Origin of the sequence: Nocardia pneumoniae NBRC 100136 (assembly GCF_000308755.1) — a bacterium.
Classification (GTDB): Bacteria; Actinomycetota; Actinomycetes; order Mycobacteriales; family Mycobacteriaceae; genus Nocardia; species Nocardia pneumoniae.
Genome location: NZ_BAGF01000041.1, coordinates 51,509 through 67,440, shown reverse-complemented (window position 1 = coordinate 67,440; position 15,932 = coordinate 51,509). Strand labels below are relative to the sequence as shown.

The window sequence follows — 15,932 nt, the reverse complement described above, 5'->3', positions numbered from 1 at the left end:
GTACCGCGTAGCGATTCGATGCGAAGCGGCAGCAGGGCCACGGGTGGTCCCGCCGTCGTCAGCGGCGCCACCAGCGGACCGGCCCCCGCCGACCTGGTGACCGTGACCATCGACGACACCACCGTCAGCGTGCCGCCGGGCACCCTGCTGATCCGGGCCGCCGAACTCATCGGCATCCAGATCCCCCGCTTCTGCGACCATCCGCTGCTCGACCCGGTGGGCGCCTGCCGCCAATGCCTGGTCGAGGTGGAGGGCCAGCGCAAACCCGTCGCCTCCTGCACCATGGCCGTCACCGACGGCATGGTGGCCCGCACCCAGCTCACCTCCCCGGTCGCCGACAAGGCGCAGGAGGGCGTGATGGAGTTGCTGCTGATCAACCATCCGCTCGACTGCCCGGTATGCGACAAGGGCGGCGAATGCCCGCTGCAGAACCAGGCGATGTCCACCGGCCGCGCCGAATCCCGGTTCGACGGACACAAACGCACCTACCCCAAACCGATCCCGCTGTCCACGGCCGTGCTGCTGGACCGGGAACGCTGTGTGCTCTGCGCCCGCTGCACGCGCTTCTCCCAGCAGATCGCCGGTGACCCGTTCATCGAGCTGATGGATCGCGGTGCGCTGCAACAGGTCGGCACCGCGCAGGCCGAGCCGCTGGACTCCTACTTCTCCGGCAACACGGTGCAGATTTGCCCGGTCGGCGCGCTCACCGGCACCACCTACCGGTTCCGCGCGCGCCCCTTCGACCTGGTGTCCAGCCCGAACGTGTGCGAGCACTGCGCCTCCGGCTGCGCGCAGCGCACCGACCACCGGCGCGGCAAGGTACTTCGCCGGCTGGCCGGTGACGACCCGCAGGTCAACGAGGAATGGAACTGCGACAAGGGGCGCTGGGCTTTCGCCTACGCCACCGAGCCCGACCGGATCACCACCCCGCTGGTGCGCGGCTGGGACGGCAACCTCGCCCCCGCCTCCTGGTCGGAGGCGCTGGCCGCGGCGGCGACGGGCCTTGCCGCGTCCTTCGGCAACGCGGGCGTGCTCGTCGGCGGCCGGGTCACCGAAGAAGACGCCTACGCCTACGCCAAATTCGCGCGCATCGCGCTCGGCACCAACGACATCGACTTCCGCTCCCGCGCCCACTCGGCCGAGGAGGCCGACTTCCTCGCCGCCCGCGTCGCGGGCCGCCCCACCTCGGTGACCTACGAGAGCATGGAAGCCGCACCGGTCGTCCTGCTGGTCGGGTTCGAGCCGGAGGAGGAGTCGCCGATCGTCTACCTGCGCCTGCGCAAAGCCGCCCGCAAGCGCGGCCTGCCGGTCTACTCGCTGGCGGCCTACACCTCCCGCGGACTCGACCGCATGTCCGGCCGCCTGCTGCGCACCGTTCCGGGCGCCGAACCGCAGCTGCTCGACGCCATCTGCACCGGTGAGATCACCACGCCCGGCGCGGATCCGGCCCGGCTGGCCGAGTTGGCGCGGCTGCTGCGCGAACCAGGCGCGGTGATCATGGTCGGTGAACGGATGGCCGGTGTCGCGGGCGCGCTGTCGGCGGTCGCCCGGCTCGCCGACGAGACCGGAGCCGCCCTCGCCTGGGTGCCGCGCCGGGCAGGCGAGCGCGGCGCGGTCGAAGCGGGCGCGCTTCCCGGCCTGCTCCCCGGTGGACGGCCCGTCGCGGATCCCCGTGCCAGGCAACAGGTTCGGGCGGTCTGGAACGCGGCCGACCTGCCGGTCGGCGCGGGCCGCGACACCACGGCCATCCTGGAGGCCGCACCCGGCCTCGGCGCGCTGGTGATCGGCGGCGTCGATGTCACCGACCTGCCCGACCCGGCCGCCGCGCTGGCCGCCATCGACGCGGCCCGGTTCGTGGTCAGCCTGGAACTGCGGCACAGTGCGATCACCGAGCGCGCCGACGTGGTCTTCCCGGTGGCCTCGGCGATGGAGAAGTCCGGCACCTTCCGCACTTGGGAGGGCAGGCCGCGTCCGTTCGCCGCCGCGCTCGGCGACGACATGGTGCGCCGCCAGAGCGCCCCGCTGTCGGATCAGCGGGTGTTGCACGCCATCGCCGACGAGATGTCGGTGCGCCTGGGCTTGCCCGACATCGAATCCGCCCGCGCCGAACTCGCCGAGCTCGGCGCCTGGGACGGCGCGCCGGTCGCCGCGCCCACCCACGGGCAGCATGAGCTGCCCCAACCGCAACCGGGCTCCGCGATTCTCGCCAGCTGGCGAATGCTCCTCGACGAGGGGCGCATGCAGGACGGCGAACCGAACCTGGCGGGCATCGCCCGGCCCCCGGTGGTGCGCCTGTCGGCGGCCACGGCGGCGGAGATCGGTGTGGCCGAGGACGACCCGGTCACCGTCGCCACCGGACGCGGCGCCGTCACGCTGCCGCTGATGATCAGCGACCTGCCCGATCGCGTGGTCTGGCTGCCGCAGCGCTCGCCCGGCTGCTCCGTCGCCGAGCAACTCGCCGTCCAGCCCGGCGCCATTGTCCAGCTGCGGCGCGCCGACGAGAGGATGAAGGAGCACCGTCATGAGTGACCTGTTCATCGCGCAGCCATACGCGCCCGTCGGCTTCGGACACGACCCGCTGTGGCTGGTGATCACGAAAGCACTCGCCATCTTCGTCTACCTGATGCTGATCCCCCTGGTCGCGGTGCTGGCGGAACGAAAGATCGTGGCGCGCATGCAGATGCGGATCGGCCCCAACCGGACCGGGCCGTTCGGGTCGCTGCAGAGCATCGCCGACGGCGTGAAGATGGCCCTCAAAGAGGACATCGTCCCGGCGATCGTCGACAAGCCGATCTACATCCTGGCGCCGATCATCTCGGTGGTGCCCGCCTTCATGGCGTTCGCGGTCATCCCGCTCGGACCGCAGGTGTCGATCTTCGGTGTCACCACCGCGCTGCAGCTCACCGACCTGCCGGTGGCGGTGCTGTACATCCTGGCGATCACCTCCATCGGCGTCTACGGCATCGTGCTCGCCGGGTGGTCGTCCGGCTCGACGTATCCGCTGCTGGGCGGGTTGCGTTCGACCGCGCAGGTCATCTCCTACGAGATCGCGATGGCCCTGTGCTTCGCCGCCGTGTTCCTGCTCGGCGGCACCATGGCGACCTCGGGGATCGTGTCCGCGCAGGAAGGCACCTGGTATGTCTTCCTGCTGCTGCCGTCGTTCCTGATCTACTGCGTCTCGATGGTCGGCGAGACCAACCGGGCGCCGTTCGACCTGCCGGAGGCCGAGGGCGAGCTGGTCGGCGGCTTCCACACCGAGTATTCCTCGCTCAAGTTCGCCATGTTCATGCTGGCCGAATACGTGAACATGGCCACGGTTTCCGCGCTGGCCACCACGCTGTTCCTGGGCGGCTGGCGCGCGCCGTGGCCGCTGAACATGTGGGACGGCGCGAACTCCGGCTGGTGGCCGGTGCTGTGGTTCACCGCCAAGGTCTGGACGTTCCTGTTCGTGTTCATCTGGCTGCGCGGCACGCTGCCGCGGCTGCGCTACGACCAGTTCATGAATCTCGGGTGGAAACTGCTGATCCCGGCCTCCCTTGGCTGGGTCATGGTGGTGGCCACCGCCCGGGTGTTGCAGGCCGAGGGCTACCGCGTGCAGACCCCGATCCTGGTCATCGGTGGCCTGGCGGTCACCGGCCTGCTGGTGCTGCAGTTTCTGCGGGCGGGCCGGGCGAAGGGCACCCCGGCACCGGTCGAGGAACCCGCCGCCGATTCCAGCGTCTTCCTCGGCTTCCCGGTGCCGCCGCTGCCCGCCGACGCCCACGCCCGCGACGCCACTCGCCCCAAAGCCGGTCTGCTGGAACCGCTGTCCGGATTCGCGGTCACCGCGGCGACCATGTTCAAGAAGCCGAACACGGAGTTCTATCCCGAGCAGAAGACGCCGACCGCGCCGCGCTATCACGGCAGGCACCAGCTCAACCGTCATCCCGACGGCTTGGAGAAATGCATCGGCTGCGAGCTGTGCGCCTGGGCCTGCCCCGCCGACGCGATCTATGTCGAAGGCGCGGACAACACCGAAACCGAACGCTATTCGCCCGGTGAACGCTACGGCCGCGTCTATCAGATCAACTACCTGCGCTGCATCGGCTGCGGCTTGTGCATCGAGGCCTGCCCCACCCGGGCGCTCACGATGACCAACGATTACGAGATGGCCGACGACAACCGCGCCGACCTCATCTACGAAAAGGACCGGTTGCTCGCCCCGCTGCAGCCCGGCATGACCGCGCCGCCGCACGCGATGTACCCCGGCACCGACGAGGCCGACTACTACCTCGGCAACGTGCCCGGCAGCCCGCGGGACACCGGCGCCACCACGGGCACCGGCTCGGCCGACTCGCTCGGGCACCCGGCCGTCGCGGGTGCGGAAGGAGTAGCACGGTGACCGATTTGATCCTTGCCGCGCAGCCGCTGGCCGACACCTCCACCGGCGAGGCCGTCCAGTTCTGGATCCTCGCCCCGCTGGCGGTGCTCGGCGCGCTCGGGATGGTCTTCGCCCCGAAGGCAGTTCATTCCGCGATCTGCCTGGCCGCGACGATGATCGCGCTGGCCGCGTTCTACATCGCCCAGGACGCGCTGTTCCTCGGCGTCGTGCAGATCGTGGTCTACACCGGCGCGGTCATGATGCTGTTCCTGTTCGTGCTGATGCTCGTCGGCGTCGACTCCGCCGAATCGCTGAAGGAGACGATTCGCGGTCAGCGCCTCGCCGCCGCCGGCGTCGGCATCGGCTTCGGTCTGCTGCTCAGCAGCGGCATCGCCCGCGGCGTGCGGGAATCCGGAATCACCTTCCCCACGTCCGCTTTCGCGGGCCGCGACGTAATCGCCGAGCTGGCCGAGCTGATCTTCCTGCGCTACGTGTGGGCCTTCGAGCTCACCGGCGCCCTGCTGATCGCCGCCACCATCGGCGCCATGGTGCTGGCCCACCGCGAGCAGTTCGGGCCGCGCACCAGCCAGCGCGAACTGTCCCGCCGCCGGTTCCGCGAGACCGGACACCGCGCGACGCCGCTACCCACCCCCGGCGTCTACGCCAGGCACAACGCGGTGGACATCCCCGCTCGGCTGCCCGACGGCTCGTTCGAAGAACTGTCGGTCAGCACCATCCTGCGGCACCGCCGCACCAGGGCGCTCACCGAAGCGGCCGTCATCTCGGTCGGCACCGCCCCCGTATCGGACGCACCGGACGCGACCGACACCACCAGCGACGAGGAAGGCAACCGGTGAATCCCGAGAACTACCTGTTCCTGTCGGCCCTGCTGTTCACGATCGGCGCGGCAGGCGTGCTGCTGCGGCGCAACGCCATCGTGGTGTTCATGTGCATCGAGCTGATGCTCAACGCGGTGAACCTCGCGTTCGTCACCTTCGCCAGAATGCACGACAACCTGGACGGGCAGGTGTTCGCGTTCTTCACGATGGTGGTCGCCGCGGCCGAGGTGGTCGTCGGCTTGGCCATCATCATGACCATCTTCCGTGCCCGCCGCTCGACCTCGGTCGACGACGCCAACCTGCTGAAGTTCTGACGTGGACACCGCAACGCTCTGGCTGCTGCCCGCCCTCCCCCTGGCGGGTGCGATCGTCCTGCTGCTGACCGGACGCTACGGCGACACATGGGGTCACCTGCTCGGTACCGTGATGGCGCTGGCCTCGTTCGGGGTCGCCGCGAACGCGTTCGTCGCCATGCTCGGGCGCGACACCGCCGAACGGCCGATCCGCGAGGATCTGTTCAGCTGGGTCCCGGTCGCCGGACTCCACGTCGACTTCGCGCTCCAAGTGGACCAGCTGTCGATGTGCTTCGCGCTGCTGATCACCGGCGTCGGCTCGCTGATCCACATCTACTCGATCGGCTACATGAGCCACGACCCGGGAAGGCGGCGGTTCTTCGCCTACCTCAACCTGTTCCTGGCGGCCATGCTGCTGCTGGTCCTGGCGAACAACTACCTCGTGCTCTACCTCGGCTGGGAAGGCGTCGGCCTGGCGTCCTACCTGCTGATCGGCTTCTGGTACGAGAAGCCGTCGGCGGCAACGGCGGCCAAGAAGGCGTTCGTGGTCAACCGGGTCGGCGACATGGGCTTGGCGATCGCCATGATGGTCATGTTCGCGACGTTCGGCTCGATCGACTTCGACGCCGTCTTCGGCGCCGCGCCCCACACCGGGGAGGGCACGCTCACCGCGATCGGGCTGTTGCTGCTGCTGGCCGCGTGCGGCAAGTCCGCGCAGGTGCCGCTGCAATCCTGGCTCGGCGACGCGATGGAAGGCCCCACCCCCGTGTCGGCGCTCATCCACGCCGCCACCATGGTCACCGCGGGCGTCTACCTGATCGCGCGGTCCAACCCCATCTACGATCTCGCGCCGAACGCCCGGCTGGGAGTGGTGCTGGTCGGCGCGGTCACCCTGCTGTTCGGCGCGATCGTCGGCTGCGCCAAGGACGACATCAAGAAGGCGCTGGCCGCCTCCACGATGAGCCAGATCGGCTACATGGTGCTGGCCGCCGGTCTCGGCCCGGCCGGCTACGCCGTCGCCATCATGCACCTGCTCACCCACGGATTCTTCAAAGCCGGACTGTTCCTCGGCGCCGGTTCGGTGATGCACGCGATGAACGACGAGACCGACATGCGCCGCTACGGCGGCCTGCGCCGCCTGCTGCCGATCACCTACGTCACCTTCGGACTCGGCTACCTGGCCATCATCGGCGTCCCGCCGTTCGCCGGATTCTTCTCCAAGGACCGGATCATCGAGGCGGCGTTCAACCAAGGCGGTTTCGGTGGCATCGCGCTGGGGCTGGCCGCATTGCTCGGCGCCGGACTGACCGCGTTCTACATGACGCGGGTCATGCTGATGACGTTCTTCGGTGAGCGCCGCTGGAAACCGGACACCCACCCGCACGAAGCGCCCGCGGTGATGACCGGTCCGATGATCCTGCTCGCGGTGGGCTCGGCCGGGGCGGGCGCGGTGTTCGTCTTCGGCTCCTCGCTGCAGAACTGGCTCGAACCCGTGGTCGGCGCCCACCACGGCACCGAAACCGTTCCCGCGGCACTGGTCACGGTGCTCGCGCTCAGCGTGGTCGCCGTCGGCGTCGGCCTGGCCTACTCCCAGTACGCGCGGCGCGACATCCCCGAGACCGCACCCGCGCCCGTGTCCGCCCTGACCGTCGCCGCACGCAAGGACCTCTACGGCGACGCGGTCAACGAAGCGGCGTTCATGCGTCCCGGACGGCATCTGACCCGGGCGCTGGTCTTCCTCGACAACCGCGGCATCGACGGCATCGTCAACGGCACCGCGGCGCTGATCGGCGGCTTGTCCGCGCGGACCCGGCGGGTGCAGTCCGGGTTCGTGCGTTCGTATGCCCTGTCCATGTTCACCGGCGCGGCCCTGGTGGCTGCCGCCCTGCTGGCGGTGAGGTTGTGGTGAGCGAGTTCCCCTGGTTGACGACGCTGTGGCTGGCTCCGGTCGTCGGTGCGGCGATCGTGCTCGTGCTGCCCGCCACCCGGCGGACCCTCGCACGCGTCGTGGCCCTGAGCGTCTCGCTGCTCGTGCTGGCCACCGGCATCGTGCTCGCCGTGCGCTTCGACCCCGGCGGGGCGCAATTCCAGTTCGTCGAATCCCACCAATGGATTCCGGCGTTCGGCGCCGGATACACCCTCGGCCTGGACGGCATAGCGCTGGTGCTGGTGCTGCTGACCACGGCCCTGGTTCCGCTGCTGATCCTGGCGGGCTGGCACGACGAACGCGAAGTGGGCGGCGGTAAGCGGGTGGCGCACACCTACGTCGCGCTCACTTTGATCGTCGAGGCGATGGTGCTGATCTCCTTCGTCGCGCTGGACATCCTGCTGTTCTACGTGTTCTTCGAGGCGATGCTCATCCCGATGTACTTCCTCATCGGCGGATTCGGGCCCCGCACAGGGGATGTCCGGCTGCGCCAGCAGCGCGCCCGCGCGGCGGTGAAGTTCCTGCTGTACAACCTGTTCGGCGGGCTGATCATGCTGGCCGCGGTCATCGGGTTGTACGTGCTCACCGCCCGCGAAGGGCTGGGCGAGGGCTCGTCGGGGACGTTCGATTTCCGCACCGTCGTGGCGGCGGCCAACGCGGGTCAGCTCGGTGCCGGTCCCGCGGTGCTCAACGCGTTGTTCCTCGGGTTCATGTTCGCCTTCGCGGTGAAGGCGCCGCTGTGGCCGCTGCACACCTGGCTGCCGGACGCCGCCGTCGCGGCGACGCCCTCCAGCGCGGTGCTGATGATGGCCGTGGTGGACAAGGTGGGCACCTTCGGCATGCTGCGGTACTGCCTGCCGCTGTTCCCCGGTGCGTCGGACACCTATGCGCCGCTGGTGATCACGCTCGCGGTGATCGGCATCGTCTACGGCGCCCTGCTGGCCATCGGGCAGACCGACCTGATGCGCCTGATCGCCTACACGTCGATCTCCCATTTCGGCTTCATCATCCTCGGCGTCTTCGCCATGACCAGCCAGGGCCAGACCGGCGCGACGCTGTACATGGTCAACCACGGCATCTCCACCGCCGCGCTGTTCCTGGTGGCCGGATTCCTGGTATCGCGGCGGGGCACCCGCCTGATCGCGGAATTCGGTGGCGTGCAGAAGGTCGCCCCCGTGCTGGCCGGAACATTCCTCATTGCGGGTCTGGCGACCCTGTCGCTACCCGGCCTCGCCCCGTTCGTGAGCGAATTCCTCGTCCTGATCGGCACTTTCACCCGCTACCAGTTCGCGGCCGTGGTCGCCGCCAGCGCGCTGGTGCTGGCAGCCCTGTACGTGCTGTGGGTCTATCAGCGGATGATGACCGGTCCGGTGCGCAAAGGCAACGAACGGCTCTACGACCTGGCGCCGCGCGAACTCACCGTGGTGGTGCCGTTGATCATCGCGCTGCTGTTCCTCGGCGTCTACCCGAAAGTCCTGACCGACTTCATCAATCCCGCGGTGAGCCAAACCCTCACCACCATCGGCCGCAGCGATCCCGCGCCGTCGACACCCCCGCCGCCCGAGGCAGGATCGGCCCAACACACCGGAGGTGCCCACAAATGAGCCGACCGTGTGCGCACGTCCGTCCGGGACCTTTGTCTACCCGAGGACGGTCCGAGTGAACGACTTCGACTACGCCGCAACGCTCGCCGCGAACGTTCCCGCGCCGAGTATCGAATACGGCGCTCTGTCCCCCATGCTCATCGTGTTCGGCGCCGCGGTCTTCGGTGTGCTCGCCGAGGCATTCGTCGCCCGCCGCTTCCGCTATGCGACGCACCTCGTGCTGAGCCTGGCCGGGTTGGCCGCGGCGCTGGTCGCCGTGGTGGCGCTGGCGGGCACCGAGTCCACCGCCGTCGCCGGAGCCGTGGCGATCGACGGCGTCACCTTGTTCCTGCAAGGAACGATCCTGGTGGTGTCGATCCTCGCTGTGCTGTTCATCGCCGAGCGCGGCGCCGAGCCGCGCGAGCAGGCGCGGTCGGGCCCGGGGACCTGGAGTCTGGCCGCCGCGACCCTCGGCCGCGGCGTGGACGCGTTCACACCGCAGGCTTCGGCCGTGCCGGGCAGCGCGGCCGAATCCGCCGCGGTGCGTGCGGGCGTCGCGACCACGGAGGTGTTCCCGCTGACGTTGCTGGCCGTCGGTGGCCTGCTGCTGTTCCCGGCGTCCAACGACCTGCTCACCATGTTCGTCGCGCTCGAGGTGCTGTCACTGCCGCTGTATCTGCTGTGCGGGCTGGCGCGGCGCAAGCGGCTGCTCTCCCAGGAGGCGGCGCTGAAGTACTTCCTGCTCGGCGCGTTCTCCTCGGCGTTCTTCCTCTACGGTGTCGCGCTGCTGTACGGGCAGGCGGGCACGGTGCGGCTGGGCGGCATCGCCGACGCCATCGCCCAGCATCCGCAGGACACGACGCTGGCACTGCTTGGCATCGCGATGCTGGCGGTCGGGTTGCTGTTCAAGATCGGTGCGGTGCCGTTCCAGTCCTGGGTGCCGGACGTGTACCAGGGCGCCCCCACCGCGATCACCGGTTTCATGGCGGCGGCCACCAAGATCGCCGCGGTCGGCGCGCTGGTGCGGGTGCTGCAGGTCGCGGTGCCCGGCCTGCGCGACGACTGGCGCCCGATCCTCGCCGCCGTCGCGATCGCCACCATGGCGGTCGGCGCGGTCATGGCGATCACGCAGACCGACGTGAAGCGGATGCTCGCGTATTCCTCGGTGGCCCACGCCGGTTTCCTGCTCACCGGCCCGGTAGCGGCCGACGACCGCGGCGTGGCCGCGGTGCTGTTCTACCTGGCGGCCTACGGCATCGGTACCCTCGGTGCGTTCGCCGTGGTCAGCCTGGTCCGCGAACCGGCCGGTGCGGAGGCCACCGGCCTGCCACAGTGGGCTGGTCTCGGCCGCCGCTCCCCCTGGCTGGCAACGGTTTTCGCGGTATTTCTGCTTTCGTTCGCCGGTTTGCCGCTCACCAGCGGCTTCGTCAGCAAGTTCGCCGTCTTCGAGGCCGCGGCCTCGGGCGGCGCGACCGCCCTGGTGATCATCGGTGTGATCTGCAGCGCCATCGCGGCGTTCTTCTACTTGAGGGTCATCGTGCTGATGTTCTTCACCGACCCGCCCGCCGACGCACCCGTGGTGGTCAGCCCGCCGCTGACCACCACCATCGTGGCGGTCACCGCGGCGATCACGGTCGTGCTCGGCGTCTTCCCGCAGCCGCTGCTCGACCTGGCCCACCAGGCGGCGACATTCGTCCGCTGAGCGGGCCTCGGTGTTGCCGCCGCATCCGACAGCGGCGGCAACACCGACGCGCATTCGAATGCTAGGCGCCGCGTCGGCGTTCCAGCACGTTCGCGATCAGCAAACGGGCACGTTCGCCGTATTCGGCCTGCTCGGCCAGGATCGCGAAAGTCTTCTCGTGCAACGCGATCTCGGAGGGACGGGTGATGGTCAACTCGGCCGAGATCGTCTCGGTCAGCACCTGCGAGCGGTCGTAGATGACGAAGTTCGTCGCGGGAGCGCGATAGTCGGCGCAGGCCGGGATGATCCCCAACCGGACCCTCGGGTTGGACATCACCGCGAGCAGGTAAGCGAGCTGCTCGGCCATGGTGGCCGCACCGCCGACCAAGCGCCAGAGCGCGGCCTCGTTGATCACGAAGTGGAACCGGTGCTTGGCCCGGTGGAGCACCTGCTTGCGCGCCATCCGCGCGGAGACGGCGTCCTCGAGGTCGTCGCGTCCGCCGGTGACCGCGATGCACGCGGAAAGGATTGCGCGGGCGTAGCTCTCGGTTTGCAGCAGTCCGGGCAATGTATCGGGGGCATACCAGCGGATCTGGGTGGTCTGCGCCTCCAGATCGATCGATTGCCGCTGCCTGCGCGCATGACCCGAGGCGACCGTGCGTTGCCATTCCAGATACATCGACTGCAGATTGCGCGCGTTGGCAACCAGGTCGTCCAGCACGGCGGTGTTGTCACACGCCTCGCACCAGGCGGCGAGGTCGGCTTCCGACGGCGTCTGTTTGCCGCCCTCGATCCGGGAGACCTTGCTCGAATGCCAGCCACATCTGGCCGCCAGCTCCAGGCCGGTCAGGTGGGCGGCGCGACGCAGTTCGCGCAGGCGCGCACCCAGCGCCGCGCGTGCATCCGACACACCGTTCACTCGCCCACGTGCTCGCTCTCGTAATACCGTTGATGATCAATTCCGATGGACCACAGCCGTTCCCGCACCCGCAGGCAACAGGCGACCAGGGCCGGGTCGGTGGTGATCGACAGGCCCGTGAATCTCCCGTCCGCGGCGAAGGTATTGAACGCGACCGTGTCCGCGTCGAACAACCAGTAGTCGTCGTGCGGCACGTCCGCGGGGTCGGCCAGGTGGCGCGGCAGCCAGCGCACGGTCTCGCCGGTGGCGATGTTGTCATCGGTCGCCGACAGCAACCACCGGGTGTAGTCGGAGTGCGGGACCGTCACGACCCGGAGGCGTTCCAGCGTGACTCCGCGACCGGCTGACTCGACCATCAGAGCGTCCCAGGCTTTCCACGACTCCGGCTGTTCCTCTCGTTCGTACGCTACTCCGGCGTCGAAGCGGCGCAATGCTTCCTGCTCGTCCTCCAGCACGTAGCAGTCCCTCACCTCCAGGTGGAAGGCGCGGTATCGAGCCGCCCGGAACAGCGGCTCGAAACAGCGGTCGCCACCGACGTGCAGCATCAGCGCACCACCACGGCGGTTTCGTGGCCTGCGAGGGTCAATTGCGCGAGCAGCTCGGGGTCGGTGACCGGTTCACCGGCCACCAGAACCGAACCGCAGGTTCCGCTCGCCTCCACCGGCAGCCGCATGCCCGGCTCGAGCCAGTCCAGCAATTGGTGTGGTACGAGGACCGTTCCGGTGCGCTCGGTGGCGTCGCCCTGCACCACGAGCACGCCCGTGTCGCTCGCGTACACGGCGGGGCAAGCTCCATGATCGGATCCGGATCCGAGGAGTCGCAGCTTCATTGCTGATCCTTTGCGAGAGCGGAGGGGCGATGTCGTGCAATCGTCCCCACCGGAACGCTTGCCGGTCAACGCGCGTCGCAAAGTCGCGCAAAGCCGTGGCGGCGGAACAGGTTCGCTCTTACCTTCGATTGGGCACCTCGGGTACCACCGCGGCGAGTTCGATCCCGAGTTGCCTTTCCCAGAGGAAAGGGCTCCGACATGATTAGACGACCCAGGACTGCCGCCGACTTCGCGGTGCTGGGTGTGCTGGCGCCGGGCGGATTACTCACCGTCGAGCAGCTGGCTCAGCAGGCGCGACTGACCGCGTGGTCGGTGCGCGGTGCGTTGTTGCGCCTGCAGTCGCGCGGATTGATCATGGACGCCAACAACCGCGGCCGCTGGGCGATCACGCCACGGGGCCGTGGCGAGTGGGCCGCGAAGGGGCGTCGATTCACGCTATGAGCCGATCAGTCGCCCCCATCACGGCGTGTATCGGAGCCGCCGCGCATCACGGTGTGGTCAGGATTTCCCGCAGCCGGACGACGAACGCGGCGGGATCGTCGACGAATCCGATGTGGCCGCCGGGGAACAGCGTCGGCGCAAGGTCGAGGGCCGCGGCGAGCGCGCGCGAGGTGCGATCGCAGAACTGCCCGGCGGAGTCGGCGCCGATGCCGACGACGAGCCGGGCGCGGGTGTCGAGCAGGGCGAGGATGTCGGGTTCCCAGGTGGTGGTGCCGCGGATCTCGTGGGCGAACCAGTAACGTTCGCTGGCCAGCTGCCGGGGGTCGCGCTCGGGTCCGAACATCTGCGCCAGCACCGGCTCGGGCATCGGAATGTTCGCGGCGGAGAAGAACTTTCGCCACGCGCCGAGCACATCGCCCTCGGCGTAGGTCGCGACCATGTCCTCGGTGGCGGCACGGTGGGCGTCGCGGTCGGCGATCAGCGCGTTGATCGGCGGTTCGTGTGCGATCACTGTCGTGACGAGGTCGGGGCGTGCCCGCGCCAGCGCCAGAGCGGTCACGGCACCGCCGCTGGAGCCGAAAACCACGGCGGGCCCGGCGTTCACATGGGTGATCAGCCGGGCGAGGTCGTCGGCGCGCAGGTCTGGGGTGGAGTCCTGGCCGGGGTCGTCCAGCGTGCTGTTCTGGTGTCCGCGCGGGTCGGTGGTGAACACCGTGTGGTCGGTGGCGAGCAGGTCGGCCAGCGGCGCGAACGCGGCGGCGTCCATCGGCGCACCGGCCAGCACGACCAGCGGTCCGGTACCGCGCAGTTCGTAGTAGAGGTGTGCGCCGGGAACGTCGAGCGTCCGTGCTGTGACCGCGGACGGGGTCTGGGTCATGAGTTCTCCTCGAGGGTGTGTTGATGGGCGCTGTCGGACGTAGTCCGTCCTCAGCGCGCGCACGGCCGGAGCCGAATGCGGAGGTACGCCTACGTGTCCGCCTGTAGTGACGATGCGTACGCACGGAATTCATCGCCCGCCGCTGCCAGGATTGCCAAACCTAGGGATATTAGGTTATAACCGTATTGTCCTAGTTTTCGAGGAGGTGGCCGATGATGGCACGAGCGGGGCTGACCGCGGAGCGCATCACGCTGGCCGCGGCCGATCTCGCCGACGAGATCGGGCTCGACAACGTCACCATGTCGGCCGTGGCCAGGAAGTTCGGCGTCCAGGACGCCAGCCTGTATTCCCACGTCAAGAACCTTCAGGACCTGCGCAGCCGCGTGGCCGTCATGGCGGCCACCGAGAAGACCGACCTGATCGCCGCCGCGATCGCCGGTCGCGCCGGTCGCGAGGCGCTCGCCGCGTACGCCCACGCCTGGCGTGACTACGCGCTGCGCCATCCCGGGCGATACGCGGCCACCCAGCGTCCGATGGACCCGGACGTGGCGAAGGCCGCCACCGGCGGGCTGCGCGCCGTCGAGCTGACCTACGGCATGCTGCGCGGCTACGGCTTGACCGAACCCGACCGCACCGACGCGGTTCGCTTGCTGCGCAGTACTTTTCACGGATACAGCGTCTTGGAGGCCAGCGGTGGTTTCGGGCACGCCCGCTCCACCGCGGACTCCTGGGAACGCATCATCGACGCGCTGCACGTCGCACTCGAGCAGTGGCCGTCCAGTCACGAGGAGAAGTCATGAGATCCGACACCTTGAAAGTGCCAGGAGCGATCCTGCATTACGAGGTGCGCGGCGCGGGGCCGGTACTGCTGCTGCTGTGCGGCAGCGGCGGTGACGGAGCCGTCTTCGACCCCATCGCCGAACCCCTCGCCGAGCACTTCACCGTGGTCACCCCCGATCCTCGCGGCTATTCACGCAGTGTGCTCGACCCCGGCGCCGCGGACGGCGTAGCGGTCGAAGTGCAGAGTGACGACGCCCATCGGCTGCTGGAACACCTCACGCCCGCAGGCGAAGACGCCTACGTCTTCGGTGGCAGCGGCGGTGCCGTGGTGGCGCTGGAATTGCTTGCGCGGCAACCACAACGCCTGCGGCTGGTGGTCGCGCACGAACCGCCGTGTTTCGCGGTGCTACCCGACGCGGCCGTGCACAAGGCGTTCGTCGACGAGGTGTACGAACTTTTCCTGACCGAAGGTCTCGCCGCCGCGGGCGCGCGTTTCCTCGACGGCATCGGCGGCGGAATGAAAGCCATGCCCGATCCGGCCCAACTCCCGCCCCGCGCGGCCGCGATGATCGAACGGATACACGCCAACACGCCGCGCATGATGGCGCACGAATTGCGTGTCATCACGTCTCACCTCCCCGATGTGGCGGCCTTGACGCCGGTCTCCGACCGGCTGGTTCTCGGTGCGGGCCGCGAGAGCAGGGGCAAACTCCCCTACCGCCCGGCCGAGACGCTCGCGACGCGGCTGGGCATCCCGTTGACCGAGTTCCCGGGCGGGCACAGCGGTTTCACCGACGCGCCCGCCGAATTCGCCGAGCTTCTGCTCGATCTGCTGCTGGCCGCTCGGGCACGCTGACTGTCGCATCGGTCGACTCGATGGTCGCGCTCCGATCCCGCTTGCGGGGTCGGATCTTCGCGCGGATTGCCGAATTCCGCAGCGGTGTGACTTTGTGGCCGCGGCGTCACAGCGCACCCTCGGCGTTCCGAACCGCGGAATCACGGCGTTCCGCTTCGATGCGGTTGATGTTGGTTTCGATCCACTCCCGCAGCCCCGCGATGGGAACACGCAGACTGTGGCCGAGATCGGTGAGCGTGTATTCCACCCGCGGCGGCACGGTCGGGTGCACGGTACGGACCACGAAACCGTCGGTCTCCAGCCGACGCAACGTCTGGGTCAGCATTTTCTGCGATATGCCCTCGATGCGCTGGTGCAGGTCGGTGTATCGCATCGTTCCCTCGGCCAGGGCGTCCACGATGAGCACGGTCCACTTTCCGGCAATGTGGTCGAGCACCTGACGAGTGGGGCACTTCGCGGAATAGACATCGGCCGGGAGTCCCGACGACTCGACATACGTACGCACCATTGGAGTGTAGCGCACAAAAAGGTGCTGCCTTCCCAACAG

At 69.0% G+C, this 15,932-nt stretch carries 15 protein-coding genes; 10 read left to right on the top strand and 5 right to left on the bottom strand.

Going from position 1 to position 15,932, the window contains the following annotated elements; genetic code table 11:
- Window positions 1-18 precede the first annotated feature (18 nt).
- The 7 genes from ON34_RS12420 (at window position 19) to nuoN (ending at window position 10,704) form a co-directional block, all read left to right on the top strand.
- Window positions 19-2,529: an NADH-quinone oxidoreductase subunit G gene (locus ON34_RS12420; protein WP_083889354.1), complete on the top strand. Its 2,511-nt coding sequence runs from the start codon at window positions 19-21 to the stop codon at window positions 2,527-2,529.
- Window positions 2,522-4,381, top strand: coding sequence for an NADH-quinone oxidoreductase subunit NuoH (gene nuoH / locus ON34_RS12415; protein WP_040778697.1), 1,860 nt, complete (start codon window positions 2,522-2,524; stop codon window positions 4,379-4,381). Before ON34_RS12420 ends, nuoH begins: the two co-directional genes overlap by 8 nt.
- Window positions 4,378-5,217, top strand: coding sequence for an NADH-quinone oxidoreductase subunit J (locus ON34_RS12410; RefSeq protein ID WP_051022432.1), 840 nt, complete (start codon window positions 4,378-4,380; stop codon window positions 5,215-5,217). Before nuoH ends, ON34_RS12410 begins: the two co-directional genes overlap by 4 nt.
- Window positions 5,214-5,513, top strand: a complete 300-nt coding sequence (gene nuoK / locus ON34_RS12405; protein ID WP_040778694.1) for an NADH-quinone oxidoreductase subunit NuoK — start codon at window positions 5,214-5,216, stop codon at window positions 5,511-5,513. Before ON34_RS12410 ends, nuoK begins: the two co-directional genes overlap by 4 nt.
- 1 nt (window position 5,514) lies before the next feature.
- A complete protein-coding gene (gene nuoL / locus ON34_RS12400; protein WP_040778692.1) occupies window positions 5,515-7,401 on the top strand; it encodes an NADH-quinone oxidoreductase subunit L in 1,887 nt (628 codons plus the stop codon).
- Window positions 7,398-9,023: an NADH-quinone oxidoreductase subunit M gene (locus ON34_RS12395; RefSeq protein WP_085997070.1), complete on the top strand. Its 1,626-nt coding sequence runs from the start codon at window positions 7,398-7,400 to the stop codon at window positions 9,021-9,023. The genes nuoL and ON34_RS12395 overlap by 4 nt, the downstream gene beginning before the upstream one ends.
- Window positions 9,024-9,156: 133 nt before the next feature.
- Window positions 9,157-10,704 (top strand): NADH-quinone oxidoreductase subunit NuoN, encoded by a 1,548-nt coding sequence (gene nuoN / locus ON34_RS12390; RefSeq protein WP_245548013.1) that lies wholly within the window; start codon window positions 9,157-9,159, stop codon window positions 10,702-10,704.
- 61 nt (window positions 10,705-10,765) lie between these two features.
- Here the strand turns inward: nuoN and ON34_RS12385 are convergent, their stop codons facing one another.
- From ON34_RS12385 to ON34_RS12375, 3 genes are read right to left on the bottom strand one after another with little or no spacing between them, the layout of a single operon-like run.
- Entirely contained in the window at window positions 10,766-11,593 is an 828-nt protein-coding gene (locus tag ON34_RS12385) for a helix-turn-helix domain-containing protein (protein ID WP_245548002.1), read from the bottom strand.
- Window positions 11,594-11,598: 5 nt separating this feature from the next.
- Window positions 11,599-12,147: a DUF6879 family protein gene (locus ON34_RS12380; protein WP_040778684.1), complete on the bottom strand. Its 549-nt coding sequence runs from the start codon at window positions 12,145-12,147 to the stop codon at window positions 11,599-11,601.
- Entirely contained in the window at window positions 12,147-12,431 is a 285-nt protein-coding gene (locus tag ON34_RS12375; protein WP_040778683.1) for a hypothetical protein, read from the bottom strand. Before ON34_RS12375 ends, ON34_RS12380 begins: the two co-directional genes overlap by 1 nt.
- A 198-nt stretch (window positions 12,432-12,629) precedes the next feature.
- On the opposite strand from ON34_RS12375, the gene ON34_RS12370 reads away from it, so the two are divergent.
- On the top strand, window positions 12,630-12,872 hold the full coding sequence (locus tag ON34_RS12370; protein WP_083889352.1) for a MarR family transcriptional regulator: 243 nt from the start codon (window positions 12,630-12,632) through the stop codon (window positions 12,870-12,872).
- A 46-nt stretch (window positions 12,873-12,918) separates the two neighbouring features.
- Here ON34_RS12370 and ON34_RS12365 read toward each other — a convergent pair whose 3' ends face one another.
- Window positions 12,919-13,749: an alpha/beta fold hydrolase gene (locus ON34_RS12365; RefSeq protein WP_040778680.1), complete on the bottom strand. Its 831-nt coding sequence runs from the start codon at window positions 13,747-13,749 to the stop codon at window positions 12,919-12,921.
- 212 nt (window positions 13,750-13,961) lie between these two features.
- Between ON34_RS12365 and ON34_RS12360 the strand changes: the two genes are divergently transcribed.
- Window positions 13,962-14,549: a TetR/AcrR family transcriptional regulator gene (locus ON34_RS12360; protein ID WP_306303642.1), complete on the top strand. Its 588-nt coding sequence runs from the start codon at window positions 13,962-13,964 to the stop codon at window positions 14,547-14,549.
- Window positions 14,546-15,385: an alpha/beta fold hydrolase gene (locus ON34_RS12355; RefSeq protein WP_040778678.1), complete on the top strand. Its 840-nt coding sequence runs from the start codon at window positions 14,546-14,548 to the stop codon at window positions 15,383-15,385. The genes ON34_RS12360 and ON34_RS12355 overlap by 4 nt, the downstream gene beginning before the upstream one ends.
- Window positions 15,386-15,491: 106 nt before the next feature.
- Here ON34_RS12355 and ON34_RS12350 read toward each other — a convergent pair whose 3' ends face one another.
- Window positions 15,492-15,890: a winged helix-turn-helix transcriptional regulator gene (locus tag ON34_RS12350; RefSeq protein ID WP_085997069.1), complete on the bottom strand. Its 399-nt coding sequence runs from the start codon at window positions 15,888-15,890 to the stop codon at window positions 15,492-15,494.
- Window positions 15,891-15,932 lie beyond the last annotated feature (42 nt).

What these genes read in the sequence shown, in the direction of transcription:
- ON34_RS12420 (WP_083889354.1), top strand. Translation starts at nt 19, where the DNA reads ATGCGAAGCGGCAGCAGGGCCACGGGTGGTCCCGCCGTCGTCAGCGGC.
- nuoH (WP_040778697.1), top strand. Translation starts at nt 2,522, where the DNA reads ATGAGTGACCTGTTCATCGCGCAGCCATACGCGCCCGTCGGCTTCGGA.
- nuoN (WP_245548013.1), top strand. Translation starts at nt 9,157, where the DNA reads ATGCTCATCGTGTTCGGCGCCGCGGTCTTCGGTGTGCTCGCCGAGGCA.
- ON34_RS12380 (WP_040778684.1), bottom strand. Translation starts at nt 12,147, where the DNA reads ATGCTGCACGTCGGTGGCGACCGCTGTTTCGAGCCGCTGTTCCGGGCG.
- ON34_RS12375 (WP_040778683.1), bottom strand. Translation starts at nt 12,431, where the DNA reads ATGAAGCTGCGACTCCTCGGATCCGGATCCGATCATGGAGCTTGCCCC.
- ON34_RS12370 (WP_083889352.1), top strand. Translation starts at nt 12,630, where the DNA reads ATGATTAGACGACCCAGGACTGCCGCCGACTTCGCGGTGCTGGGTGTG.
- ON34_RS12365 (WP_040778680.1), bottom strand. Translation starts at nt 13,749, where the DNA reads ATGACCCAGACCCCGTCCGCGGTCACAGCACGGACGCTCGACGTTCCC.
- ON34_RS12360 (WP_306303642.1), top strand. Translation starts at nt 13,962, where the DNA reads ATGATGGCACGAGCGGGGCTGACCGCGGAGCGCATCACGCTGGCCGCG.
- ON34_RS12355 (WP_040778678.1), top strand. Translation starts at nt 14,546, where the DNA reads ATGAGATCCGACACCTTGAAAGTGCCAGGAGCGATCCTGCATTACGAG.